General features: G+C 60.2%; 20 protein-coding genes. 9 read left to right on the plus strand and 11 right to left on the minus strand.

Annotated elements, in window-relative coordinates:
• The first annotated feature begins 8 nt into the window (after positions 1 to 8).
• The 6 genes from ACFVTJ_RS11925 (at position 9) to ACFVTJ_RS11950 (ending at position 7,037) form a co-directional block, all read left to right on the plus strand.
• Positions 9 to 1,349: an LLM class flavin-dependent oxidoreductase gene (locus tag ACFVTJ_RS11925; protein WP_386907558.1), complete on the plus strand. Its 1,341-nt coding sequence runs from the start codon at positions 9 to 11 to the stop codon at positions 1,347 to 1,349.
• Positions 1,350 to 1,432: 83 nt separating this feature from the next.
• The gene (locus ACFVTJ_RS11930; RefSeq protein WP_386907560.1) at positions 1,433 to 2,620 is read left to right on the plus strand and encodes a M20 aminoacylase family protein; all 1,188 of its coding nucleotides are present in this window, start codon (positions 1,433 to 1,435) and stop codon (positions 2,618 to 2,620) included.
• Positions 2,621 to 2,643: 23 nt separating this feature from the next.
• Positions 2,644 to 3,189: a GNAT family N-acetyltransferase gene (locus tag ACFVTJ_RS11935; RefSeq protein WP_386907562.1), complete on the plus strand. Its 546-nt coding sequence runs from the start codon at positions 2,644 to 2,646 to the stop codon at positions 3,187 to 3,189.
• Positions 3,190 to 3,202: 13 nt separating this feature from the next.
• A complete protein-coding gene (locus ACFVTJ_RS11940; protein ID WP_386907564.1) occupies positions 3,203 to 5,023 on the plus strand; it encodes an amino acid ABC transporter permease/ATP-binding protein in 1,821 nt (606 codons plus the stop codon).
• 21 nt (positions 5,024 to 5,044) lie between these two features.
• Entirely contained in the window at positions 5,045 to 5,983 is a 939-nt protein-coding gene (locus ACFVTJ_RS11945) for an ABC transporter substrate-binding protein (RefSeq protein WP_386907566.1), read from the plus strand.
• Positions 5,984 to 6,101: 118 nt separating this feature from the next.
• Positions 6,102 to 7,037 carry an ABC transporter substrate-binding protein gene (locus tag ACFVTJ_RS11950; protein ID WP_386907568.1) on the plus strand — a complete coding sequence of 312 codons (936 nt, stop codon included), beginning with the start codon at positions 6,102 to 6,104 and terminating at the stop codon, positions 7,035 to 7,037.
• Positions 7,038 to 7,108: 71 nt separating this feature from the next.
• Here ACFVTJ_RS11950 and ACFVTJ_RS11955 read toward each other — a convergent pair whose 3' ends face one another.
• Entirely contained in the window at positions 7,109 to 8,434 is a 1,326-nt protein-coding gene (locus tag ACFVTJ_RS11955) for an NAD(P)/FAD-dependent oxidoreductase (RefSeq protein WP_386907570.1), read from the minus strand.
• Between the two features lie 230 nt (positions 8,435 to 8,664).
• On the opposite strand from ACFVTJ_RS11955, the gene ACFVTJ_RS11960 reads away from it, so the two are divergent.
• Positions 8,665 to 9,141: an Lrp/AsnC family transcriptional regulator gene (locus ACFVTJ_RS11960; RefSeq protein WP_003506856.1), complete on the plus strand. Its 477-nt coding sequence runs from the start codon at positions 8,665 to 8,667 to the stop codon at positions 9,139 to 9,141.
• A 43-nt stretch (positions 9,142 to 9,184) separates the two neighbouring features.
• On the opposite strand, the gene ACFVTJ_RS11965 is transcribed toward ACFVTJ_RS11960, so the two are convergent.
• The 7 genes from ACFVTJ_RS11965 to ACFVTJ_RS11995 form a co-directional block, all read right to left on the minus strand.
• Positions 9,185 to 10,840, minus strand: a complete 1,656-nt coding sequence (locus tag ACFVTJ_RS11965) for an ABC transporter ATP-binding protein (protein ID WP_386907572.1) — start codon at positions 10,838 to 10,840, stop codon at positions 9,185 to 9,187.
• The gene (locus ACFVTJ_RS11970) at positions 10,837 to 11,691 is read right to left on the minus strand and encodes an ABC transporter permease (RefSeq protein ID WP_386907574.1); all 855 of its coding nucleotides are present in this window, start codon (positions 11,689 to 11,691) and stop codon (positions 10,837 to 10,839) included. The genes ACFVTJ_RS11965 and ACFVTJ_RS11970 overlap by 4 nt, the downstream gene beginning before the upstream one ends.
• On the minus strand, positions 11,691 to 12,641 hold the full coding sequence (locus tag ACFVTJ_RS11975) for an ABC transporter permease (protein WP_386907576.1): 951 nt from the start codon (positions 12,639 to 12,641) through the stop codon (positions 11,691 to 11,693). Before ACFVTJ_RS11975 ends, ACFVTJ_RS11970 begins: the two co-directional genes overlap by 1 nt.
• Positions 12,642 to 12,734: 93 nt before the next feature.
• The gene (locus ACFVTJ_RS11980; protein WP_386907578.1) at positions 12,735 to 14,345 is read right to left on the minus strand and encodes an ABC transporter substrate-binding protein; all 1,611 of its coding nucleotides are present in this window, start codon (positions 14,343 to 14,345) and stop codon (positions 12,735 to 12,737) included.
• Positions 14,346 to 14,433: 88 nt separating this feature from the next.
• Complete coding sequence (locus ACFVTJ_RS11985; protein ID WP_386907580.1) at positions 14,434 to 15,147, minus strand: HAD-IA family hydrolase; 714 nt, start codon at positions 15,145 to 15,147, stop codon at positions 14,434 to 14,436.
• Between the two features lie 254 nt (positions 15,148 to 15,401).
• On the minus strand, positions 15,402 to 16,775 hold the full coding sequence (locus tag ACFVTJ_RS11990) for an aspartate aminotransferase family protein (protein WP_386907582.1): 1,374 nt from the start codon (positions 16,773 to 16,775) through the stop codon (positions 15,402 to 15,404).
• Positions 16,776 to 16,789: 14 nt separating this feature from the next.
• Positions 16,790 to 17,626, minus strand: coding sequence for a GNAT family N-acetyltransferase (locus ACFVTJ_RS11995; RefSeq protein WP_386907584.1), 837 nt, complete (start codon positions 17,624 to 17,626; stop codon positions 16,790 to 16,792).
• Between the two features lie 321 nt (positions 17,627 to 17,947).
• Between ACFVTJ_RS11995 and ACFVTJ_RS12000 the strand changes: the two genes are divergently transcribed.
• Together ACFVTJ_RS12000 and ACFVTJ_RS12005 are read left to right on the plus strand one after the other, a co-directional pair.
• Positions 17,948 to 18,616, plus strand: a complete 669-nt coding sequence (locus tag ACFVTJ_RS12000) for a haloacid dehalogenase type II (RefSeq protein ID WP_386907586.1) — start codon at positions 17,948 to 17,950, stop codon at positions 18,614 to 18,616.
• Between the two features lie 15 nt (positions 18,617 to 18,631).
• Entirely contained in the window at positions 18,632 to 19,906 is a 1,275-nt protein-coding gene (locus tag ACFVTJ_RS12005; RefSeq protein ID WP_386907588.1) for an NAD(P)/FAD-dependent oxidoreductase, read from the plus strand.
• 263 nt (positions 19,907 to 20,169) lie between these two features.
• On the opposite strand, the gene ACFVTJ_RS12010 is transcribed toward ACFVTJ_RS12005, so the two are convergent.
• The 3 genes from ACFVTJ_RS12010 to ACFVTJ_RS12020 are packed head-to-tail and all read right to left on the minus strand — an operon-like array spanning position 20,170 to position 24,163.
• Complete coding sequence (locus tag ACFVTJ_RS12010) at positions 20,170 to 21,627, minus strand: NAD-dependent succinate-semialdehyde dehydrogenase (RefSeq protein ID WP_386907590.1); 1,458 nt, start codon at positions 21,625 to 21,627, stop codon at positions 20,170 to 20,172.
• Positions 21,628 to 21,642: 15 nt separating this feature from the next.
• Complete coding sequence (locus tag ACFVTJ_RS12015) at positions 21,643 to 22,686, minus strand: tartrate dehydrogenase (RefSeq protein ID WP_386907592.1); 1,044 nt, start codon at positions 22,684 to 22,686, stop codon at positions 21,643 to 21,645.
• A 13-nt stretch (positions 22,687 to 22,699) separates the two neighbouring features.
• Complete coding sequence (locus ACFVTJ_RS12020; protein ID WP_386907594.1) at positions 22,700 to 24,163, minus strand: aldehyde dehydrogenase family protein; 1,464 nt, start codon at positions 24,161 to 24,163, stop codon at positions 22,700 to 22,702.
• Positions 24,164 to 24,171: the final 8 nt, after the last annotated feature.

The following is a 24,171-nucleotide window of genomic DNA, read 5'->3' on the forward strand; positions in this document are numbered from 1 at the left end:
GAAATGACATGACGAAAAAGAAAATCCGTTTCGGCATCATGCTTCAAGGTCCCGGCGGGCACATGAACGCCTGGCGACACCCCAAGAGCCCGGTGGATGCCAGCGTCAATTTCGACTTCTTCAAGAAGAACGCGCTCAAGGCCGAAGCGGCCGGCATCGCCTTCGCCTTCGTGGCGGATGGCCTTTATATCAACGACAAGTCCATTCCGCATTTCCTCAACCGGTTCGAGCCGCTAACAATCCTTTCGGCGCTCGCTGCGGTCACCTCGAAGATCGGTCTCGCGGGTACGGTTTCCACCTCCTATAGCGATCCTTTCACGATTGCCCGACAATTCGCATCGCTCGACCTTCTGAGCGGCGGCCGGGCTGGATGGAATGCCGTGACGACGCCGCTTGAAGGCACGGCGAAGAATTATAGCCGTAGCCACCCCGAACATGCGCTGCGTTACGAAATCGCCGACGAATATCTTGAGGTTACTAAGGGGCTCTGGGACAGCTGGGACGACGACGCCTTTGTACGCAACCGTGAAACGGGGCAGTTCTTCGATCGCGCCAAACTCCACACGCTCAGCCATAAGGGCCGCTTCTTCCAGGTGGAAGGCCCGTTGAATATCCAGCGTTCGCCGCAGGGGCAGCCAGTTGTGTTCCAGGCCGGTTCCTCCGATGCCGGCATTGGCCTTGCGGGCAAACATGCGGATGCCGTCTTCACCAATTCCGCCTCACTGGAGGAAAATCAGACCTTCCTGAAGCGCGTGAAGCAGAGCGCGGTCGCGCAGGGCAGGTCTGCGGCGGACGTCAAGATTTTCCCCGGAATCGGCCCGATTGTCGGTGAGACGCAGGAGGAGGCGGAGGCGAAATATGAGATCATCCGTAACCTGATCACGATAGAAGATGCGCTCGCCTATCTCGGCCGCTTCTTCGATCATCATGATTTCAGCGTCTATCCCCTGGATGAACCTTTCCCCGAGCTCGGCGAGATCGGCAAGAACAGCTTCCGCTCGACGACCGACCGCATCAAGCGGCGGGCGAAGGAAAAGAACCAGACGCTCAGGGAGGCGGCGCTGGAGGCGGCAACGCCGCGCGAAGGTTTTATCGGCACGCCCGACAAGGTCGCGGACGAAATCATCCGTTGGGTGGAACATGATGCGGCCGATGGCTTCATCCTCGGCTTCCCTGTGATTGCCGAAGGGCTCGATGACTTCATCCGCCTCGTAATTCCCGTGTTGCAGCGGCGCGGATATTTCGACCCGCATCTGGAAGGCGCGACGCTGCGCGATCACCTCGGCCTTCCTTTCAAGGAAAGTGTCTATTCCGGCGGTGAAAGCAACAGGGAAAAGGCCATCGCATAAGGTTGCGGCCGGGCGGCGGTGATCGCAGCCCGGCACAGATTTCAAGACGCGGCGAAAAAAAGCGCTGCGCAGGAGACAGAACCATGAATATCCGCATTGACGGCGCGCGTCCGCAGGACGACGCCGAACGGGGAATCCTTGCCTTCATCGAGGAAAGCATCGCCATCCGGCACGATCTTCACCGGCATCCGGAGCTTTCGCTGAAGGAGACGCGCACGGCGGCGCTCATCGCCCGTTATCTCCTGTCTTTCGGGTATGAGGTGACGGAGGGTGTCGGCGGCCATGGTGTCGTCGCTACGCTCAGACGTGGCCATGGAGAAAAACGCCTCGGCATCCGCGCCGATATCGATGCACTGCCGATCCATGAAGAGACCGGCCTTGCCTATGCCAGTGGAACACCTGGCATCATGCACGCCTGCGGTCACGATGGCCACACGGCGATCCTTCTTGCTGCAGCCCGTTATCTTGCCGAAACCTCGAATTTTTCCGGCACGCTGACGCTGATCTTCCAGCCTGCGGAGGAAATCGGTGCTGGTGCCAGAGCAATGATAAAGGACCGGCTGTTCGAGCGTTTTCCCGTCGATGCCGTCTTCGGCCTGCACAATTGGCCGGGTGTGGAAACCGGGCAGTTCGGCTTCGTCGAAGGTCCTGCTATGGCCTCCGTCGACAAGGCAAAGGTGCAGATCATCGGCAGGGGCGGGCATGGAGCGGCGCCTCATGAGACGGTCGATCCGGTTCTCGCCTCGGCAAGCTTCATCACCGCCCTGCAAAGCATCGTTTCGCGCAATGTCGATCCGCGCGAGATGGCGGTGCTGACGGTCGGCTCCATCCATGGCGGAACCGCCTCCAACGTCATTCCCGAGAGTGTCGAGCTGCAAATCACCGCCCGGGCTTTTTCGCCTGCTGTGCGCGACAGGCTGGAGGAGCGGCTTCCGGCACTGGCCAAAGCGCAGGCGGAAAGTTTCGGCGCAAGGGCCGATGTCTCCTATTCCCGTGGTTTCCCGCCGGTCATCAATCACGCCCAGCAAACGGTTTTCGCCCGTGAGGTTGCCAAAAGGCATTTCCCGTCCGCGCAGATTGCCGAAGCGTTCCAGCCGCGGACGGCGAGCGAGGATTTCGCCTTCATGCTGCAGGAGCGGCCCGGCTCCTACCTCTTCGTCGGCAATGGCGAAGGCCCGCCGCTGCACAGCCCCCATTATGATTTCAATGACGCGATCATCGCACCGGCAGCGCGCTTCTGGGTGCGCCTGGCCGAAGCCTACCTCTCCTGATGCTGTAACCTTGGGACAACGACATGAGCGATAGTTTTCTCTACACATCCGTCAATGATCCGCTGGCGACGCCGCTTCTGGAGGAGTTGCTGTTTGAATATGACAGCCGCTACGGCACTTTTTTCAACGCGGAAGGCGCCAAGGCGGAACTGAACAAATATCCGCCGGAAGCCTTCAGCCCGCCTTCGGGCAATTTCGTTCTGCTGCTGCGCGATGGTCAGCCGATCGCCGGCGGTGCCTTCATGCGCTACGATGATGAGACCGCCGAGTTCAAGCGGGTCTGGACCCACTCCGGCTACCGCCGGCAGGGGCTTGCGAAACGCGTGCTGCGCGAACTGGAAGAGCAGGCGGTCCGGCAGGGTTATGCCCGCGTCTATCTAACCACGGGTTTCCGTCAGCCGGAGGCGGTTGGCCTTTATCTCACCAATGGTTACCGAGCCCTGTTCGATACAGCGGCCGACCCTGAGACGATCAGGTCGCTGCCTTTCGAGAAATGGCTGTCCGATACGGTTCTGGACGGAACGCCGATACTGGCGACCCGGCAACAACCTTCCCTGGCCCACCCCTGAAAGGCCCGTTCCAATGACAATAGCCTCCGATTTTCCGCCTGTTGCATTGAACGAACCGAAGGCCGCGCCGGTCGAGAGCGGATTGGCCAAGGGCGGTTACTCGCATTTTCGCATCGTCCCCGCCCGGTATCCGCTGCGGACGGTTGGCACGGTTTTCTCGGTGCTTGTCATCGCGGCCGTCTTGCATTCGGTTTTTGGCAATCCGCGTTGGGGTTGGGACGTGTTTGCCGAATGGTTCTTCGCCGAGCCCGTACTGGTCGGCCTCGGGCGGACGCTGCTGCTCACCGCGCTTGGTGCCGTGTTCGGTTTCGCGCTGGGGACCTTGCTCGCACTTGCCCGCGTTTCCCGTTCGCCACTGCTGGTTGCCGTATCCTGGACCTATATCTGGATTTTCCGGTCGATCCCGCTGATCGTGCTTCTGCTGATCCTCAACAATCTCGGTTATCTCTATGAGACTGTGACGATCGGCGTGCCCTATAGCGGCATCAATTTCTTCAGCTGGAACACCACGCAGCTGATGACGCCCTTCGCAGCCGCAATTTTAGGGCTGACGCTCAATCAGGCCGCCTTCGCGTCCGAGATCGTGCGCGGTGGCATTCTGTCGGTCGATCAGGGCCAGTTGGAGGCGGCTGCCGCACTCGGCCTGCCACGCCGGCGGCAGGCGTCCCGCATCATTCTGCCGCAGGCGATGCGCTCCATCCTGCCAACTGCCTTCAACGATATCATTGGGCTCGCCAAGGGTACCTCGCAGGTCTATATCCTCGCCCTGCCGGAGCTGTTTTACACCATCCAGATCATCTATCGGCGCAACCTCGAAGTGATCCCGCTCTTGATGGTCGCCACCGTCTGGTATCTGGTGATCCTGACGGCGCTTTCCATCGTCCAGCACCATATCGAACGACACTTCGCGCGCGGCGCGCTGCGCAATCCGCCGCCCTCGCTATTTGCCACCATTTTCCGCACCTTCCTGCCGCGCAAATCCACGCTTGATAGGGCGGAAGCGGTGACAAGCGTAGCCGCTGGGCCCGAGCGTACAGCGCCTGCTCGCGCCGCGAGCTTCCAGCTCGGCAATCGCGGCGGCTCGGTCAATATCCACGGGGTTTCTAAATCCTTCGGGTCGCTGAAGGTACTTGACGATATCAGCCTTTCCATTCCGGCAGGCAGCGTCACCACCATTCTCGGCCAGTCCGGCTCGGGCAAGTCGACATTGCTGCGCTCCATCAATCATCTGGAACGCGTGGATGATGGTTTCATCGCCATCGATGGCGAGTTGGTCGGTTATCGCCAGAAGGGTGACACGCTTTACGAATTGAAAGAGCGGGAAATCCTCAAGCGCCGCGTCGAAGTCGGCATGGTGTTCCAGAGCTTCAACCTCTTTCCGCACCTGACCGCACTTGAAAACATCGTCGAAGCCCCGATCGCGGTTCGCGGCATCTCGAAAGAGCAGGCGGAAGCAGAAGCGCGTGATCTTCTGGCCCGCGTCGGCCTTGCCGACAAGGCAGCGGCCTATCCGCGCCAGCTTTCCGGCGGCCAGCAGCAGCGTGTGGCGATTGCCCGGGCTTTGGCGCTGCGGCCGAAGGTGCTGCTCTTTGACGAGCCGACATCGGCTCTCGACCCCGAACTGGTCAACGAGGTGCTTGACGTCATCAAGGAACTGTCCCGCTCCGGCGTCACCCTCATCATCGTTACCCATGAAATCGGTTTCGCACGCGAAGTCTCCGACAGGGTCGTTTTCATGGAACAGGGGCGCATCCTCGAAACGGGAACGCCGGAAAAGCTCTTCAACAGCCCGGATCATCCCCGGACCGCCGAATTCCTCGCAAAAGTTCTCTAATCAAAAACAAAGGAAACACTCATGGCATTTTCATCGAAATTATTGTCCCTGTTCGCGGCCGGTCTTTTCACCGCCACCGCTTCCCTGGTTCCGGTCGCCCATGCGCAGGAAGTGGACCTGTCGCCTGAGCAGAAGGGCCGGGTACGGGCCGAAAAGGTGGAAGAAGCGATCAAGCTTCTGCCAGCCGGCCACAAGTTTATCGCAGATGGAAAACTGACGGTCGCCACCGTTCCCTTCCGTCTGCCGCTTGTGGATTATGCGAGCGATACCAAAACCCCTATTGGTGTGGAGCCGGATATCGCACAGCTGGTCGCCGACAGCCTTGGCCTTGAGTTGCAGCTGGTTCCGATTGCCTGGGCCGACTGGCCGCTTGGCCTGTCTTCCGGCAAATACGATGCCGTTACCTCCAACATCACGGTCACCGAAGCCCGCAAGGAAAAGTTCGATTTCTCCAGCTACCGCAACGATCTGCTCGGCTTTTACGTCGGCAATAACAGCAAGGTGACATCGATCGGCAAGCCGGAGGATGTGGCGGGCTTGAAGGTCATCGTCGGCGCCGCCACCAATCAGGAGCAGATCCTGCTGAAATGGATCAAGGACAACAAGGCGAAGGGGCTGGCCGACACGGAGGTGCAATATTACGACGATCAGGCCGTGCTTGATGTCGCCCTGCAATCCGGCCGTGCCGATGCCTATCTCGGACCCAATGCGACTTCTGCCTTCCAGGCGGCAAGCCAGAAGAAGACCAAACTCGTCGGCACCTTCTCCGGCGGATGGCCGGAAGCAGCGGAAATCGCCGTCGCATCGAAAAAGGACGCTGGCATTGCCGAAGCCATCACGGCGGCACTGAATGCCCAGATCAAGAACGGCAATTACGGCAAGGTTCTCGCCCGCTGGAATCTCGGCTCGGAAGCCATCACGCAATCCCGCACCAACCCGCCCGGCCTGCCGAAGAGCTGAGCGTGAAAGCTGAGTAGCCAAAAGCTGAGTTGAAGGTGGGACATCACTCAGCCGGTAGCGCGGGCATCCTCCCGCCCGCGCTACCTCCGTCCCGCAATCATCCTATCGGGAAACCACAATGACCTTCACCTCTCGTCTCGCCTCGGCCACGTTCGGTGCCTTTCTCTCCATTGCCGGTTTCGCTCCGGCTTTCGCAACTGATGTCTTCGATCTGTCGCCGGATCAGCCCGGCCGCATCAGGGTTGAAAAAGACCCCGGCGCGATTGCTGCCGTGCCGAAGGATTTCAAATTCGTCACGCCGGGTAAATTGACCGTCGCCGTTGCTCCCGGCGGGCCGCCGCTGGCCACCTATGCAACGGATGCAAAGACGGTGGTTGGCGCAGATCCCGATTATGCACTTGCGGTGGCCGACAGTCTTGGTCTCGAACTCGAACTGGTGGCGGTTGCATGGGCAGATTGGCCGCTCGGTCTTGCCTCGGGAAAATACGATGCCGTCATCTCCAATGTCGGCGTTACCGAACAGCGTAAGGAGAAGTTCGATTTTTCGACCTACCGGCAGGGCCTGCACGGCTTTTTCGTCAAGTCGGACAGCGGCATTACTGACATCAGGGAGCCGAAGGACGCGGCGGGGCTGAGGATCATCGTCGGCGCCGGCACCAATCAGGAGCGCATTCTGCTGAAATGGAGCGATGAGAATGTCGCCGCCGGTTTGAAGCCGATCGAGCTGCAGTACTACGATGACGAAGCCACCCGGCTAGTCGCCCTTTCCGCGGGTCGGGCGGATGTCATCGTCCAGCCGCATGCGCAGCTGGTCTTCATTGCCGCGCGTGACAAGACAATCAAGCGCGTGGGAACCCTCTCCGCCGGCTGGCCAGAACGTTCCGATGTCGCCATCACCACCCGCAAAGGTTCGGGGCTCGCCGATGCCCTGACACTTGCCACCAATGATCTGATCAAGAGCGGCGCCTACGCGAAAATTCTGGACCGCTGGCAGCTTTCGGAGGAAGCGCTGCCGGAATCACGCACCAATCCGCCCGGCCTGCCGAAAAGCTGATTGCTCGAATAAATGCGGTGGACGACAATATCCGCGGGCTCCGGCCTGCGGATATTGTTTTGTAAGAACCTTCAGAAATCCGCGACTTTGCCCCAGGCCGAGCCCTTGAAACGGCTGGGGTGATAAGGCGCGGGATCAACGATCGGGTTTGCACCCGTCACGATATCGGCGATCAGATGGCCAGCCCCCGGCCCGATGCCGAAACCATGGCCACTGAAGCCGGCTGCGAGGATAAAGCCCGGCAATTCGCTTGTCTCACCGATGGCGGGAACCCCATCCGGCGTGCTGTCGATGAAACCGGCCCAGGTGGCGGCAATCCGCGTTTTGTTCAGCGCCGGCAGAAGTTCCAGCGCCCTCTTGTGGGTTTCCTGTATGGCGGCAGCGTTGGGTTTCGGGTCGAGAATACGCACCCGCTCCATCGGTGTCGGCGCATCGAGGCGCCAGTGCTTCAGGGTCTCGTGGCCACCGCGGATGCCCTCCAGCCCGCCCGGACGGAGGCTGCGCCAGCGTTTCAGGAACATCGGAACGAATTCGCGGGAAAACCGTATCTGTTGCGCCGTTGGGTCAATGCGCCCCAGCCCGCTGATGGCGAGGGTGTAGCCGCCGTTATGCCGCTTCGTTACCGAAACGGCGGCGGTGTGCAGCGCATCCGGCAGGCCTTCCACGCCCGGCGTGACGGACAGAATGGAAGAGCGAACCGAAGCCTGCGGAAAACGGATGCCGAGTTGGCGGCAAAAGGAGGAGGCCCAGGCCCCGCCGGACATGATGGCGGTTTTGGTGCGGATGGTGCCTTTTTCGGTAACGACGGCGCTGACGCGTCCGCCCTCCGTTTCCAGCCCGCGCGCGGCGCAATTCTGGTGTACGGTGCCGCCCAGTTTGATGATGGCGCGCGCAACGGCGGGTGCCGCCATGGAAGGATCGGCCGTGCCGTCTGTCGGCGAAAACACACCGCCTTTCCAGCGTTTTCCCGTGGCGCGGCCGCGTTCGCTTGCCTCGTCGGCGCTTAGCATATGGGTCGTTACGCCGGCTGTGATGGCAAAGTCGCGCCAGCGCGCCCAGCCGGCAAGCTCCGCTTCATTGTCGCTGAGATAAAACAGCCCGCAGCGGCGAAAACCGGTGTCTTCGCCGCTCTCGGCGGCAAATCGCTCCCAAAGTGCCAGGCTCTCAGTGGAGATCGGCAATTCACGGGCATCGCGGTTCTGCTGTCGGCACCAGCCCCAGTTGCGGCTGGATTGCTCGGCGCCAATGAGGCCTTTTTCGACCAGCGCCACTTTCAGGCCGCGCCGGGCGAGGTAATAGGCGGTAAAGACACCGACAATGCCGCCGCCGATAATGACGGCGTCCGCGGATTTCGGCAGTTCCAGCGATGTCGTGATCCGTTGCAGCGGGGCGGTCATAATCGGACTCCTTATATTCGTCCTAATTTACCTCAGCCGAGGTGTAAACGCTGCCAGACTAGGCCTCTCGCCGGAATCTCCTGCTGTTCGGCGATGCTTCTGCAACTCTTTATGCTGCATCAAAAAAATATCCCCACGTCGACAGGCCTCGCCCATGTGATAAGATTTCCGTCAACGCGCCAGAATTTTATGCTGCGCTTACAAAAAACAAAAAAGGGGTTCCGCACATGATGAAACTTGACCGGATCGACATCAAGATCCTCTACGAGCTGCAGAAAAACGGTCGTATCACCAATGTCGAACTGGCGGAGCTCGTCAATCTTTCGCCCAGCCCCTGCCTGATGCGGGTGAAGAAGCTGCAGGCCGAAGGTTATATCGAAGGTTATTCGGCGCAGATCAACATCAACAAGCTCGGCCAGACGCTGACGGTCTTCACGGAGATCACGCTCAAGAACCACCGACAGATCGATTTCGCCCGCTTCCTCGGCGTTGTTGAGAAGATCGACCAGGTTGTGGAATGCCACCTCGTTTCCGGCGGATACGATTATCTGCTGAAATTCGTCACGTCAGGCATCGTCGAATATCAGTCGATCATGGAGCGGCTGACGGATATGGATGTCGGCATCGACAAATATTTCAGCTTCGTGGTGCTGAAATCACCGATCATCAAGTCGCATATGCCGCTGACCAGCCTGTTTCCGCTGTGAGGTGTGAGAAAACGGCCCGTTGCCCGGCCGTATCATTTCATTCTCACCTCTTCGAAAACGCCCGCACCAGCTCCGCATCCTGCTGAAGATTGTCGAGCCATGCCGGGTCAAGTTTTGGCACGGAGGAGAAGAGCAGTTTCGAGTAAGGATGGGTCGGCGCTTTGATCGCTTCCGTTTCCAGATGCTCCACCTTCTGCCCGCCATACATCACAACGATTTCGTCACAGATGGTCTCCACAACAGAAAGATCGTGGCTGATGAAGATATAGGAGAGGCCAAGCTCACGCTGGAGTTCTCCCAGAAGGCTGATGATTGCGGCTGCGACGACGGTATCGAGCGCTGAGGTGATTTCATCGCAGATGATGAGCGATGGTTTGGCCGCAAGTGCCCGGGCGAAATTGACACGCTGCTTCTGTCCACCCGAAAGGCCGGAAGGGTGGCGATGGCGCACCGAACGCGGCAACTTCACCATATCGAGCAGCTCATCGATCCGCGCATCGCGCGCCTTGCCCTTCATGCCGTGATAAAAGGTCAGCGGCCTGCCGAGAATATCCTCGATGGGTTTTGACGGGTTGAGGGCAGTATCGGCATACTGGAAAACGATCTGCATGCGACGCAGCTGGTCGCTGGTCCGATGTCTGGCGTCGGCATCCAGTTCGCGGCCTTCGAAGATGACATGGCCGCTTGCCGCCGGCAGAATGCCGGCAATCGCCCGAGCAAGTGTTGACTTTCCGCAGCCGGATTCGCCGATGATCCCAAGGTTGCGGCCGGGATAGACTGCAAGGTTGACGGAATCCACCGCCCGCACCAGCGGCAACTTGTCGTCACCCTTGGTGCCATAACCGGCGATTAGATTTTCAATGTCCAGCAGCGGTGTTGCCCGTTCCCGCTTGGTTGGTTCGACGACGCGGACCTTGTCATGAAACGCCGTCAACAATTCCTTCGTATAAGGATGTTGCGCATTTTCGAGAATATCCTTGGTGGTGCCGGTTTCCTGCACCTCGCCGCCTTTCAGCACGACGATGCGGTCGGCAATCTGGGCAACGACCGCAAGATCGTGCGACACGTAAACGCCGCTAATGCCGCCCTTGCGCATGGCGGATTTGAAGGCGCGCAGAACCTCGATCTGGGTCGTCACGTCAAGGGCGGTGGTCGGTTCGTCGAAAATCACCAGCTGCGGGTTGCCGATCAGCGCCATGGCGGCGGAGAGGCGCTGCAATTGGCCGCCGGAAACCTGATGCGGGTAACGCTCGCCGATGGTCTCCGGGTTTGGCAGCGACAGCGCCTTGAAAAGTTCAATCGCCCGGGTGCGCGCTTCCTGCGGCGGCATCAGATGGTGGATGCGCGTGACTTCGATGACCTGGTCGATGATCTTCTGTGCGGGGTTGAAGGCGGCTGCGGCGCTTTGCGGCACATAGGTCACTTTCGTGCCGCGCACCTTGGCGCGCTCGGCTTCCGAAAGCTGCACCATGTCGCGGCCCGCGAAATTTACGCTGCCGCCGGAAATGCGGCAGCCCGGCCGGGCGTGGCCCATCAGGGTCAAGGCGATGGTGGTCTTGCCCGAGCCGCTTTCGCCGATCAGCGCTACGATCTCGCCATCAGCGATGTCGATGTCGACACCCTTGATGATATCGATACGGCGGCCGGAATCGGTGGTCGCCTCGACCTTCAGCCCACGGATTTCAACGAGATTGTTCATGCTTCGCTCCTGTCGCGGATTTTCTGCGGCAGATTGTCGATCAGCAGGTTGACGCTGATCGTCAGGCTGGCGATGGCCAGCGACGGGAAGATGACGGCGGGTGCCGCAAAAGGCAGGCCGCCGATATTTTCACGCACCAGCGCGCCCCAGTCCGCATTTGGCGGCTGCAGGCCAAGGCCGAGGAAGGAGAGGCCCGACAACAGCAGAACGATGAAGACGAAGCGCACGCCGAGATCGGCAAGTACTGGACGGATGATATTAGGCAGGATTTCCGAGCCGATGAGGTAGAACAGGCTTTCACCGCGCACGCGGGCGACCGTGACGAAATCCATGGTGTTGACATTCACCGCCAGCGCTCGCGCGAAACGATAGGCGCCCGGCGTGTATATGACCGAGAGCGTGATGATCAGCACCGGAATGGACGAACCGACGGCGGCGACGACCACGAGGCCGAATAGTTTGCTCGGAATGGAATTCACCGCATCGAGAAATCGGCTCAGCGCCGCATCGAACCAGCAGCCGATGACGGCGGCGCACATGCCGAGCACGACGCCACCGGTGCAGGCAATGGTGACGGCCGCAAGCGAGATGCCGACCGTGAAACGCGCACCCATGAGGATGCGGGAGAACACATCGCGGCCGAGATAATCGGAGCCAAGCCAGAGATCTGAGGTCATCGGCCCGAAATAGTCGAGATCGACAATTTCACCCACGGGATGCGGGATGAGATAGGGCGCGAAGATCGCAACCATCGCCCAGAGGAAAATGACGAGAAAGCCGAAAACGCCGACTGCGTTGATCTTGTAACCCAAACGCGAAGTCCCCTGATATGTCTTGATATGATCGGCCATCAGCGCAGCCTCGGATTGGACATGATGGCGATGATGTCAGCCGTCGTGATGAGGAGGAGATAACCGACGCAGAAGATCATCGCGCAGGTCTGGATCAGCGGCAGGTCGCGGGTGGCGACGCCATCGACCATCAATTTGGCGATGCCGGGATAATTGAAGATCGTCTCGACGATAATGACGCCGCCGACGAGGTAAGAGAGCGACAGCGCCACCGCATTGACGATGGGGCCGAGCGCATTGGGAAGCGCATGGCGCAGCACGATGCGCATGCGCGGTGCACCCTTCAAAAGGGCCATTTCCACATAGGGGGTATCGAGCGTTTCGATAACGGCGGCGCGGCTCATGCGGATCATCTGTGCCGAGACGACGAAGGTGAGCGTGATGACCGGCATGGCGTAAACGCGCAGCACATCGAAAACGGAGTGGATCTCGCTCACCAGCGACAAGGCTGGAAGCCATTTGAGATAAACGGCGAAAAGCAGGACTGCGAGCGTAGCAATCATGAATTCCGGCACCGAAATGACGCCGATGGTCAGGATGGTGACGGCCCGGTCATAGAGCGTTCCGCGCAGCATGGCGGCGCTAATGCCGAGTGTGAGCGCCAGTGGCACGGCGATGATGGTGGTGATGCCGGCGAGTTTCATGGAGTTGACGAAACGCGGACCGATGAGATCGGCAATCGCCATGTTGTTGGCATAGGAGGTGCCGAGTTCGCCGTGCAGCAGGCCGAAAAGCCAGCGCACGAACCTCAGAAGCGCGGGATCGTCGAGATGCATGGCGGTGCGCAGGCCGGCCACGGCCTCTGGCGTCGCGGACTGGCCGAGAAGTATCGTCGCCGTGTCGCCGGGCAGCAGGCTGGTGGCGGAAAAGACGATAAAAGACACGATCAGCAGGGTCGTCAGCATGACGACCAGCCGCCTGGCGACAAGGGACAATATACGGCTGTTCATTCACACGCTCCTGCGACCTGCCTGATGGTGGAGGCTTTCCGCATTCTGCGGAAAGCTTGCCGGGCGCTGTTTCACGCCCGGCACCATGGTTTATCAGGCTTCGAGCCAGACGTATTCCGCAAAGGCGTAACCCATCATGCCGCCGAGGGGGTTGACTTGCAGCCCCTTCAGCTTGGAGCTGATGGCATCCACATTGGTAAGGTAGGCGGGAATGATGGTGCCGGCTTCGTCGGCGATCATCGTCTGCATTTCGAAATAGATCTGCTTGCGCTTTTCCATATCGAGCAGGCCGCGGGCCTCAAGCATCATCTTGTCGAACTTCTCCGACTTGTATTGGCTTTCGTTCCACGGGGCGTCGGAGGCGTAGAGCAGCGAGAACAGGATATCCGGTGTCGGGCGCGGGTTGATGTTGCCGAAATGGATCGGCGCTTTCAGCCAGTAATTGCTCCAGTAACCATCGGCGGGAACGCGCTGCACATCCAGTTTGACGCCGATTTCCGCCGCCGAGGCCTGGATGATCATCGCCATGTCGATGGCCGAATTCGCCGCATCAGAGGTGATGACCGGAATGGACTGGCCGATGACGCCGGCCTTTTCGAAGTGGAACTTCGCCTTGTCAGGGTCGAAGGCCTTCGGCTTGAGGTCGGGATTGTGGTAGGGGCTCATCGGCGGAATAGGCTGGTCGTTGCCGACTTCGCCGAGACCACGAAGGGCCGCCTTGACGATCTGTTCGCGATTGACGATCGACTTCATGCCGGCAATGAAATCAGCCTTGTTGCCGGGCGCCTGGTCGAGACGCATGTTGAGATTGGTGTAGTTGCCGGACGTGCCCTTCGACAGGGTCACGCCTTCCTGCTTGTCGAGCAGGCGGAGCGCGCGCGGGTTGATGGCGGCCGCGAGCTGGATGTCGCCGGAAAGAAGCGCATTGACGCGGGCATTATCGTCCGAGATCGCGAAGAACTCGAAGCTGTCGACGTGCGCGCCGCCCGATTTCCAGTAATTGGTGTTCTTGGCCATGATCGAGCGCACACCCGGCTCGAATTTTTCGAGCTTGAAGGCGCCGGTGCCGTTGCCCTTGGAGAAATCGGTCGTGCCGTCGGCAACGATCATGAAATGGTGCATGGCAAGGATGGTCGGGAGGTCGGCATTGGCGGTGGCGAGCGTGATCTCGACCGTGCTCTTGTCGACCGCCTTGAAACCGGTCATCTGGGCGGCGATCTTGGCGACCTTGGAGCCGACGGCGGGATCAAGGTGGCGCTTCAGCGAATAGACCACGTCGTCGGCGGTCAGTGCCTTGCCGTCATGGAAGGTGACGCCGGAACGCAGCTTCACCGTCCAGGTCTTGGCGTCCTTGGATTCGATGGATTCAGCCAGCTCCATCTGCGGCGTGCCGGACGTATCGAGGAAGCTCAGGCGGTTGTAAAGCGCGCAGCAACGGACGTAGTCGGTCGACAGCGAGGCCTTTGCCGGGTCGAGCGTGTCGGCGGTGGAGGCGGACCAGCCGGCCGCCTTCAATGTGCCGCCCGAGACTGGCGTCGCGGCAACGGCACTGGAGGCGCGGCCAAGGATGGCCGTGCCGGCGGAAAGGGCGACGCCACCCGCCAGCATCATATGCAGCAGCTCACGCCGCGTCGCGCCGTAGCGGATCGCCTGTTCGACGGCGGCATCGTCAGAGCGGGTCCAGTTTGTAATTCTGTCACTCATGGTATTCCCCTTTTGTATTTGTTGAAATGCGATTGAAAAATACTCGACGCCACAAGCCGGTTTGTGCTGCGCACTCTTGGAGTGCGGCTTAACCGGCCGCTTGTTTCGTCGCTTCGGCGAGGCCAGTCATCGACGTAAAGTGATAGTCCGGCTCGGTAAAATTCTCTGGCTCGATCGTGCCGCCATAGCCCTTCTGGGCGTGGCGACGCTCGATCCAGCAATTGGTCATGCCCAGTTTCCGGGAGATGCCGATATCGTGGTACTGGCTTTGCGCGACGTGCAGAATGTCGTCCTTCGAAGCCCCCTCGCTTTCGACGAAAGCAAAAACCTTTTCGAAGAAGGCCGGATCCGGTTTTTCCGTCCCTGTATCATCCGCCGTGAAGGCTGCATGAAAGGGATTGCCGAGTTCCTTCGAGAAATATTCGAAGGCCCAGCGCTGAGCGTTGGTCATGGCGATGAGACGGTGCGTCTTTGCAAGTTCGGCCATGGCCGCGCGGCTATCCGCAAAGCCTTTCCAGTTTTTTGCCGCGTCCCGCAGGCGCTCGCCGAGCGCACGTTCCGCCGGCAGGCCGAGTTCAGGAGCGATGATCAGGTAGACGCGGACGAGATCGTCTGGAAACAGGTCGGTCGCGTCTGAGTAACGGGCCGCGCGGTAGAGCGCGAGCGCCTTTTCACCATCGACCTCCATACCGTGTTCGGTGCCGATTTCAGCCAGCGTCGCTTTCAGACCACCTTCGAAATCGATGAGCGTACCCACCACGTCGAAGCTCATATATTTGAAGTCGCTCAATTTTTTGGGCAATGTCGGTCTCCGCTTCGCCGTCTGGCCTCTTCGCAGCCTGCGGCAGATTATTCTGTTCCCGGACGGGAGCCTTGTCCCGTTCCTTTATGCAATTACGCCCTTTTTCATGGCGTTTGGTGCCGTTTGCATTGATAGTTTGGCACTTCCAGCACGCTGGATACGCCGAATTGGATCGGCTGTTCGGCAGAATATTGCGAATATATGGCGCGTTGCGACATATCGAGAGGGTGCCGCAACGCTGTCCGCTATTCCGCTCAGGCCATAGCCGCCCGTACCGCCGGATCCTCAAGCGTCTGGTCAAGCGTCGTGAGTGTCCGCTCGATGATCGCATCGATTTCGCTATCGGTGCAGCAGAGCGGCGGCGCATAGCCGAGGATGCCATTCGCAAAGGCCCGCACGATGAGGCCGTTCTCCCAGGCGCGGTCGAAAACTTTTCGCGCGGGGGCTGCTGCGGCCGGCAAGGGCGTCTTTCTGTCCTTGTCGGTCACAAGTTCGATCGCGGCAAGCATGCCCCGGCCGCGCACGTCGCCCACCAGCGGGTGGCTTCTCAAGCCCTCAAGTCCGGCCATCAGTCGCGCACCGGCGCGGCGGCCATTTTCCAGCAGCCCGCCTTCGTAAAGTTTCAGCACTTCGAGACCGACAGCCGCGCTGACGGGGTGGGCGGAATAGGTATATCCGTGCCCGATGGCAGCTTCGCCAGCAAAGTCCGCTATTGTATCATAAACGTGGTCGGCCATGAAGACGGCGCCCATAGGCACATAACCTGACGTGAGGCCTTTGGCGGTCGTGATGAAATCAGGCACGATGTCCTCGTCGGCACAGGCAAAGAGCGGTCCCGTGCGGCCAAAGCCGGTGATGACTTCATCGGCGACGAAAAGAATGCCATAGGAGCGGCAGAGTTCGCGCATGGCCTTGATCCAGCCCGGCGGTGGCACCAGAACGCCGCCCGAGCCCTGAATGGGTTCTGCATAAAAAGCGGCGACACGGTCTGGGCCGATGGCTTCGATCTTGTCTTTGAGAATTTGAAGCGAGGACGCAATGATGGCTGCCGGATCGCTGCCCGCCGGATTGCGATAGGCATAATGAGACGGAATTTTGTGCTGCCAGTCATAGGGCACACCGAAACCCGCATGGAAAGCGGGCAGGGCGGTCAGGCCTGAGCCGGCGGTAGTGGAGCCGTGATACCCCTGTTCGATGGAAATGAACTGGTCGCGCCGCGGCTCCCCTTTCGCGTGCCAGTAATAACGGATGAACCTGATGGTGCTGTCCACCGCATCAGAACCGCCAAGCGTGAAATAGACGTGGTTGAGGTCGCCCGGCGCACGGTCGGCAAGCTCGGAGGCCAGCCGGATCGCCGGTTCGCTGCCAATGTCGAAATAGGCGGTGGCATAGGGCAATTCACGCATCTGCTTTGCCGCTGCTTCAACAATGCTGTCGTGCCCGTAGCCGGCATTGACGCACCAGAGGCCGGCAAACCCGTCGATCAGCTGATGGCCGGTCATATCGGTGACGGTGGCGCCGCTTGCCGATTTCAGCACCCGCACGCCCAGCTTTTCATGGCCGCGGAAGGAGGAGACGGGATGCACCAGATGGGCGCGGTCCAGTTCGATCAGTGAATTGCTTAACATGGGTCTCTCCCGATTCAGCCGAGTGCCTGGCTGGTCAATACGAATGTCTTCAATCTCTTTTCAGCGGGTAATTCGGTCGTTGACCGGCGCATGGCGATGCCGCCGCCAACATGGGCGAGGCCCAGCTCAGCAAGCCACGGACCGAGGCCTGCCTTGACGGTAGTGTCCACGCGCAGGAATGCGCCGGGACGTTCGGAAATCATGAACGCGATCAAATCCCTTGCGATTTCAACGCTTTCAGCGACAACAGGGCCAATGACTTCACCACGGCCGAAGGTGCGAATTGCCGCAAAACCCTTGATGATGCCCTGATCACTGATGGTCGCGAAACGTGCCCTTTGCGCAAGTGCGGCAAAAAGCGCCGTCCGATCGGCACCGAAAGCCTCTGCATCAAGTGCGGCGAGTTCGGCCGGGTCGATGTCTTGCGCCCATTCCACATTCTCGGGCTTCACGGCTGTGACCGGAATTCCCTGATGCTGAACCACCTCGCCCCAGGCGATGAACCCGAGTTTTTCATAGAGCGGCAGCCCATCGGCAGTGGCGACCAGACGGCACTCACGATTTTCTGCGGCGTCCAGCGCCGCCCGCATCAGCTGGCGTCCAAGGCCGCGTCCGCGCATGCTCTCATCGACGATCACCATGTTGACGGTGGCGCAGCTTTCTCCGAGAAGCGTCGCCATGGCCGTTCCGACGACGCGGCCGTTCTCAACGGCGACGAAACCTTTGCTGATGGAGAGGACCATGGCCCAGTCCTCTTTCCGGTGCGGCCATCCGGCCTGCCGGGAAAGTTCAACTGCCGCGTCGAGGTGGTCCGGTTGAAACGTTTGGATATCTGTCAGGCTCGACTGCATGCCGGAACTCCGTTTTCTGCTTATTCATTGATAGACTGATGCCGGAAGAAGATTGTCCCGACAAATGGGAAGGTTCGATATGTTTCGCTGTTGCTTTTATCCGCCGCCGCATCTTATGCCGCGTCCTGTTTGCATCGGTCGGTAAAGCTTGGGCGGGGGAAGGTTATCTGTTTGCCCCAGCGCAACTCTCTGCCAAACTGGCGGCTGGATACGCAACAATCTGCTTCCGTGACCGGCAATTGCGGTGCGCCGATCAGCCAAAGGCCTCTATGATCTGATTATTGCAGCCACCACCAATCCCCAAGCAAGGATGACGACGACATGACCATCTTCCGCCCGAAATACATCTCCTTCGATTGCTACGGCACGCTGATCAATTTCCAGATGGCTGAAGCCGCGCGTGATCTCTACGGTGAGCGCTTGAATGAGGCTCAGATGCAGGAGTTCATCAAGAATTTTGCGGCCTACCGGCTGGATGAGGTCATGGGCGACTGGAAGCCCTACGCAGAGGTGGTGCATAATTCACTGGTGCGCAGCTGCAAGCGCAATGGTGTGGCGTTCAAGGATGAAGATGCGACCTTCGTTTACGAGCGCGTCCCAACGTGGGGCCCGCATGCAGATGTCCCGGCTGGCCTTGCGAAGGTGGCGAAGGAAATTCCCCTCGTCATCCTGTCCAACGCCATGAACTCTCAGATCATGTCGAATGTCGAAAAGCTTGGTGCACCTTTCCACAAGGTCTACACGGCGGAGCAGGCGCAGGCCTACAAGCCGCGGTTCAAGGCCTTCGAATATATGTTCGACATGCTGGGCTGCGGACCGGACGATATGCTGCACGTTTCCTCCTCCTTCCGTTATGACCTGATGTCCGCCCATGATCTCGGCATCAAGAACAAGGTCTGGGTCAACCGCGGCCATGAACCTGCAAACCCCTATTACGGTTACACGGAAATTTCGGACATTTCCGGTCTTGCGGGCGTTGTCGGACTGTAAGAAAGGACATCGATCATGAAGCTCGTCTCCTATTGGCACGACACGGCGCCCCAGTTTTCCGGGGCGACGCAAGGTCCTGTCGAAGGCCATTATGATGTGGCCGTCATCGGTGGCGGCTTCACGGGTCTCGGTGCCGCGCGCCAGCTTGCGAAAGCCGGTGCGCGTGTCGTCGTTCTGGAAGGGCAGCGCGTGGGCTGGGGCGCTTCGGGCCGCAACGGTGGCCATCTCAACAATGGCCTTGCCCATTCCTATCTCTCCGCCAAGGCGGAACTCGGCAAGGAGCGGGCCATCGCGCTCTACAAGGCGCTCGATTCCTCCATCGATACGCTGGAGGCGCTGATTGCGGAGGAGGGGATCGAGTGCAATTTTCGGCGCGCCGGGAAGCTGAAAATGGCGTCGAAACCGCAGCATTTCGAAGGTCTGGCGAAGAATTTCGAAGCGGTTCACGCCGAGGTCGATCCCGATACGGCGCTTTTGTCCGAGACGGATCTGAAGGCGGAAATCGGCTCGCCCTTTTACGGCGCGATGCTCTCGAAGAAGAGCGCCATGATGCATATGGGCCGTTATGTCGCGGGCCTTGCCGAAGCCGCCAGCCGTCATGGCGCGGTGATCTTCGAAAATGCGGCCGTGACGAAACACATCCAGAATGGCAAGACCCATGAACTGGAAACCCCGCGCGGCAAGGTGACGGCCGACAATGTTCTGGTCGCCACCGGCGCCTACACGCCCTCCGGCTTCGGTTATTTCCGTCGGCGCATCATCGCCGTCGGCAGTTTCATCATTGCCACGCGGCCGCTGACGGATGCCGAGATCAAGGCCTCGGTTCCCGGCAACCGCACCTATGTCAACTCCATGAATATCGGTAATTATTTCCGTCTGGCGCCGGACAATCGCTTGGTCTTTGGCGGCCGCGCCCGCTTTTCCGCGACATCCGACCAGCGTTCCGATGCCAAGAGCGGCGCGATCCTGACGGAAAGCCTGCATCGCATCTTCCCGCAGCTTTCCCATGTGCCGATCGATTATTGCTGGGGCGGCCTGGTCGACATGACCAAGGACCGCTATCCGCGCGCCGGTTTCCATGACGGTGTGTGGTACGCGATGGGTTATTCCGGCCACGGTGCCCAGCTCTCGACGCATCTCGGCATGATCATGGCTGACGCCATTCTGGGACGGCCGGACAAGAACCCGCTGAAGGGGCTCGATTGGCCGGCGGTTCCCGGTCATTTCGGCAAACCTTGGTTCCTGCCGCTGGTGGGCTATTATTACAAGATGCTGGATAAGTTTCAGTAGAAGGCAGCCGCTTTTCTGTCGCTCAGGCTTCTTACGAACCATCCTCCACACTCGACGTCATCCTCGGGCTTGTCCCGAGGATATGCCCACCTATCGTAAAATCAATCGGTAGCAGATGCTCTGGACAGGCCCTACCATGACGGAGGAATGGTTTGTGGGCGTTCCATCAGTCCAACAGCAGCTGTCCGGTCGTCTTTTGCTGCAGCCACACAAAAAGAAGGGCCGCAGAGCGGCCCTTTAGGCGGGGAGGGAAGAAGTGGGCGTCAGGCAAGCCCGCCGATATGAAAGGCCTTGGTCTCCAGATATTCTTCGATCCCGATCTGAGCGCCCTCGCGGCCGAGACCGGATTGCTTGACGCCGCCGAAAGGGGCGACCTCGGTGGAGATCAACCCGGTATTGAGGCCGACCATGCCGAATTCCAGCGCTTCACCCACACGCCAGGCGCGCTTGAGATTCTCGGTGTAAAAATAGGCGGCAAGGCCGAAGGGTGTACCATTGGCGATGGCGAGCGCTTCTTCCTCCGTCTCGAAACTGAAAAGCGGTGCGACGGGCCCGAAGGTTTCTTCGCTCGCCAGCTGCATCGCTGTCGTCGCGCCTGTCAGCACCACGGGCGCCGTATATTGCGGACCCTCCGGCAGATTGCGCGGCTTGGTGATGACCCTTGCACCCTTGGAAACGGCGTCATCGATATGGGCGCGGATTTTCGCGATCGCCGGTTGGTTGATCATCGGGCCAATGGAGACGCCCGCTTCCGTTCCGGGGCCTACCCGCATGGCGTCGACGCGATCCGCAAGTTTCTTTGCAAAGGCGTCATAAACGCCAGACTGTACGAGAATCCGGTTGGCGCAGACGCAGGTCTGGCCGCCATTACGGAATTTCGAAACCAGTGCGCCTTCGATGGCAAGATCGAGATCGGCATCGTCAAAAACGATGAAGGGCGCATTGCCACCCAGTTCCAGCGACAGCCGTTTGATGCTGTCCGCGGCGCCCCGCATCAAAAGCGAACCGACGCGGGTGGAGCCGGTGAAGGAAATCTTGCGAACCGTCTCATTGGCCATGATTTCATTGCCGATATCCGTCGGCATGCCGGTGACGATGTTGATGACGCCTGCGGGAATGCCCGCCCGTTCGGCAAGAACACCGAGCGCTAGCGCCGAATAGGGTGTGAATTCCGAGGGCTTGATGACCACGGTACAGCCGGCGGCGAGTGCGGGCGCGACCTTGCGGGTGATCATCGCGTTCGGGAAATTCCACGGCGTGATGATGCCGCAGACGCCGACCGGCTCCTTCAGCACCACGATGCGCCTGTCCGGCGTCGGTGAAGGGATTGTGCCGCCGCCGATACGTCGGGCCTCTTCGGCAAACCATTTGACGAAGGACGCGCCGTAGCGGATTTCGCCCTTCGCCTCCTCAAGCGGTTTGCCCTGTTCGGTGGTCAGGATCAGGCCGAGATCGTCGATATGCTCGATCATCAGCGTGAACCATTTTTCAAGAAGGGCGGCGCGCTCGGCGTGGGTCTTTTTCTTCCATGGCCCAAAGGCGGCGTTGGCGGCCTCGATGGCCGAGCGGGTTTCCATACCGTCCATGTCAGGCACGGTGCCGATGACCGCCTGCGTTGCCGGATCGATGACATCCACCACCTTGCGCGATGCCGCCGCTTTCCATGCGCCGCCGATCAAGCCCGTCTGGCGAAAGAGTTCCTTGTCTTTCAAGCCCTGCATCATAAGTCTCCGAAATCAGGCGAGTGCCGCGAGAACCGCGGCGGTGATGGTGTCTGTCTTGTCCTTGCCCGGCACGGTGCCGATACCCCGACCGGTCGCTGTTTCCAGCGCCGTCATGACGCGCATTGCCGCATCCTTTTCACCGAGATGATCGAGCATCATCGCGCCGGACCAGATGGCGGCAACGGGGTTGGCGATGCCGAGATGGGCGATGTCAGGGGCAGAGCCGTGCACCGGCTCGAACATCGAGGGCGCGCTGCGGTCGGGATTGATATTGGCGGAGGCGGCAAAACCGAGGCCGCCCTGAATGGCTGCGCCGAGATCGGTCAGAATGTCGCCGAACAGGTTGGAGGCGACCACGACATCGAGGCTTTCCGGCGCCATCACCATGCGCGCCGCCATGGCGTCGATGTGATAGCTCGTCACCTCGACATCAGGATATTCGGCGGCGAGCTTATGTGTCACCTCATCCCAGAACACCATCGAATATTTCTGGGCATTGGACTTGGTGATGGAAGCGAGCTTCCCGCGACGCTTTTGCGCCTGTTCGAAACCGAAGCGCAGGATGCGCTCCACGCCCTTGCGGGTGAAGATCGAGGTTTCGACGGCCACCTCGTCGTCCGTGCCCTGATGCACGCGGCCGCCAGCGCCGGAATATTCGCCTTCCGTGTTTTCACGGATACAGAGAATGTCGAAGCCATCGGCCTTCAAAGGCCCTTGCACGCCGGGCAGCAGCCGGTGCGGGCGGATATTGGCATATTGCACGAAAGCCTTGCGGATTGGCAGCAGCAGACCATGCAGCGACACGGAGTCTGGCACTTCCGCCGGCCAGCCGACCGCACCGAGCAGAATGGCATCGAAGCTGCGCAGGGTTTCGATTCCGTCCTTCGGCATCATCGCGCCGGTCTCTTTGTAAAAGGCGCAGGACCAGGGAAACTCGGTGCCCTCAAGCGCAAAACCGGAAGTTTTTGCGGCGGTGTTCAACACCTGCCACGCGGCATCAGTGACGCTTTTGCCGATGCCGTCCCCGGGGATGAGTGCGATGCGATGCGTTTTCAAGAGAATTCCCCTGTTACAGTCCGATGAGGACGCTTTTGCTCTTGCGGTTGGCGAGATAGGCGTCCCGACCGAGATCCTTGCCGATGCCGGAGCGTTTGTAGCCGCCGGTCGGTAAGATGTGATCGCGCGAACGCCCGTAACGGTTGACCCAGATCGTTCCCGCCTGGATGGCGCGAGACAGGCGCAGGACACGCGAGACGTCCCGGCTGAAAAGACCCGCCGCCAGACCGTAGGTCGGATGATCGGAAAGCGCCAGAGCCTCTTCTTCCGTGCGGAATGTCTGCAGCGTCAGCACCGGCCCGAAAATTTCCTCGGTGACGGCGGGCGAGGTCTGGTCCACATTGGCGATCAGCGTCGGTTGATAGAAATAGCCGGGGCCCTCCATATTCGCACCGCCCGTCAGGCATTCGCCACCATGGGCGACCGCCGCCTGCACGATGCCATCGATACGCTGGCGCTGCACTTCGGAGATAATAGGTGAATATTGGGTGGTCTCGTCCCAGGTCGGGCCGGGTTTTACCGTTTTCATGCGGGCGATAATCGCGGCGGAAAGGGCATCCGCCGCACTTTCTTCGACGATGATGCGCGAGCCCGCCACACAGGCCTGTCCGGCGTTGGAAAGAATATTGCCGGCGATCGCAGCCGCCGCCTTTTCGATATCGGCATCGGCAAAAACCAGCTGCGGGCTTTTGCCGCCGAGTTCCAGCGTCATGGGCTTTATGCCGGTGCGGGCGATATTGGCCATGATGGCAGCACCCGCGGCCGTGGAACCGGTAAAGCTGACCTTGGAAATCTCGGGATGGCCGGTGATGGCGTTGCCTGTCACGGGCCCGTCACCGAGCACGATGTTGATGAGGCCGGCGGGCAGGCCGGCCTTGATGGCCAGCTCAGCCATGAAAATACTGGAAAATGGCGTCATTTCCGATGGTTTCAGCACCACGGCATTGCCGGCAGCCAGCGCCGGGCCGAGTTTCCAGCCGGCCATGGAGACGGGGAAATTCCACGGTGTGATCGCGCCGACGACGCCATAGGGTTCGGTCATGATCATGCCGAGGCTCGTATCGTCGGTCGGCACGAGGTCGCCGCCTTCCTTGTCGGCAAATTCGGCGAAGAAGCGGATCTGTTCGGCAGTCACGGCGATGTCGCCTGCGATCAGTTGGCCGACCGGCCGGGTGGAGGACAGCGCTTCTATCTTCGCCAGCGTTTCGGCTTCCTGCTCGATCAGGTCGGCCCAGCGTTGCAGGACCTTCGTGCGTTCGCGCGGGCGAATGCCACCCCAATTGCTGGTTTTCAGCGCGGCCTTGGCGGTCTGCACCGCTTCGTCGACCAGTGTGGCGTCCGCTCTGGGGCAGCCGGCATATTCGATGCCATCCGACGGGCGATGCATGTCGATGCCGTTTTGAGCCGGGATCAACCGGCCGCCGATGAAATGGCCGATCGGCAAAGACAGGCTGTCTGGATCGAAGCTGAGCGTCATGGGGAAAC

This window comes from Agrobacterium sp. NPDC058088 (assembly GCF_042885035.1).
GTDB lineage: Bacteria > Pseudomonadota > Alphaproteobacteria > Rhizobiales > Rhizobiaceae > Agrobacterium.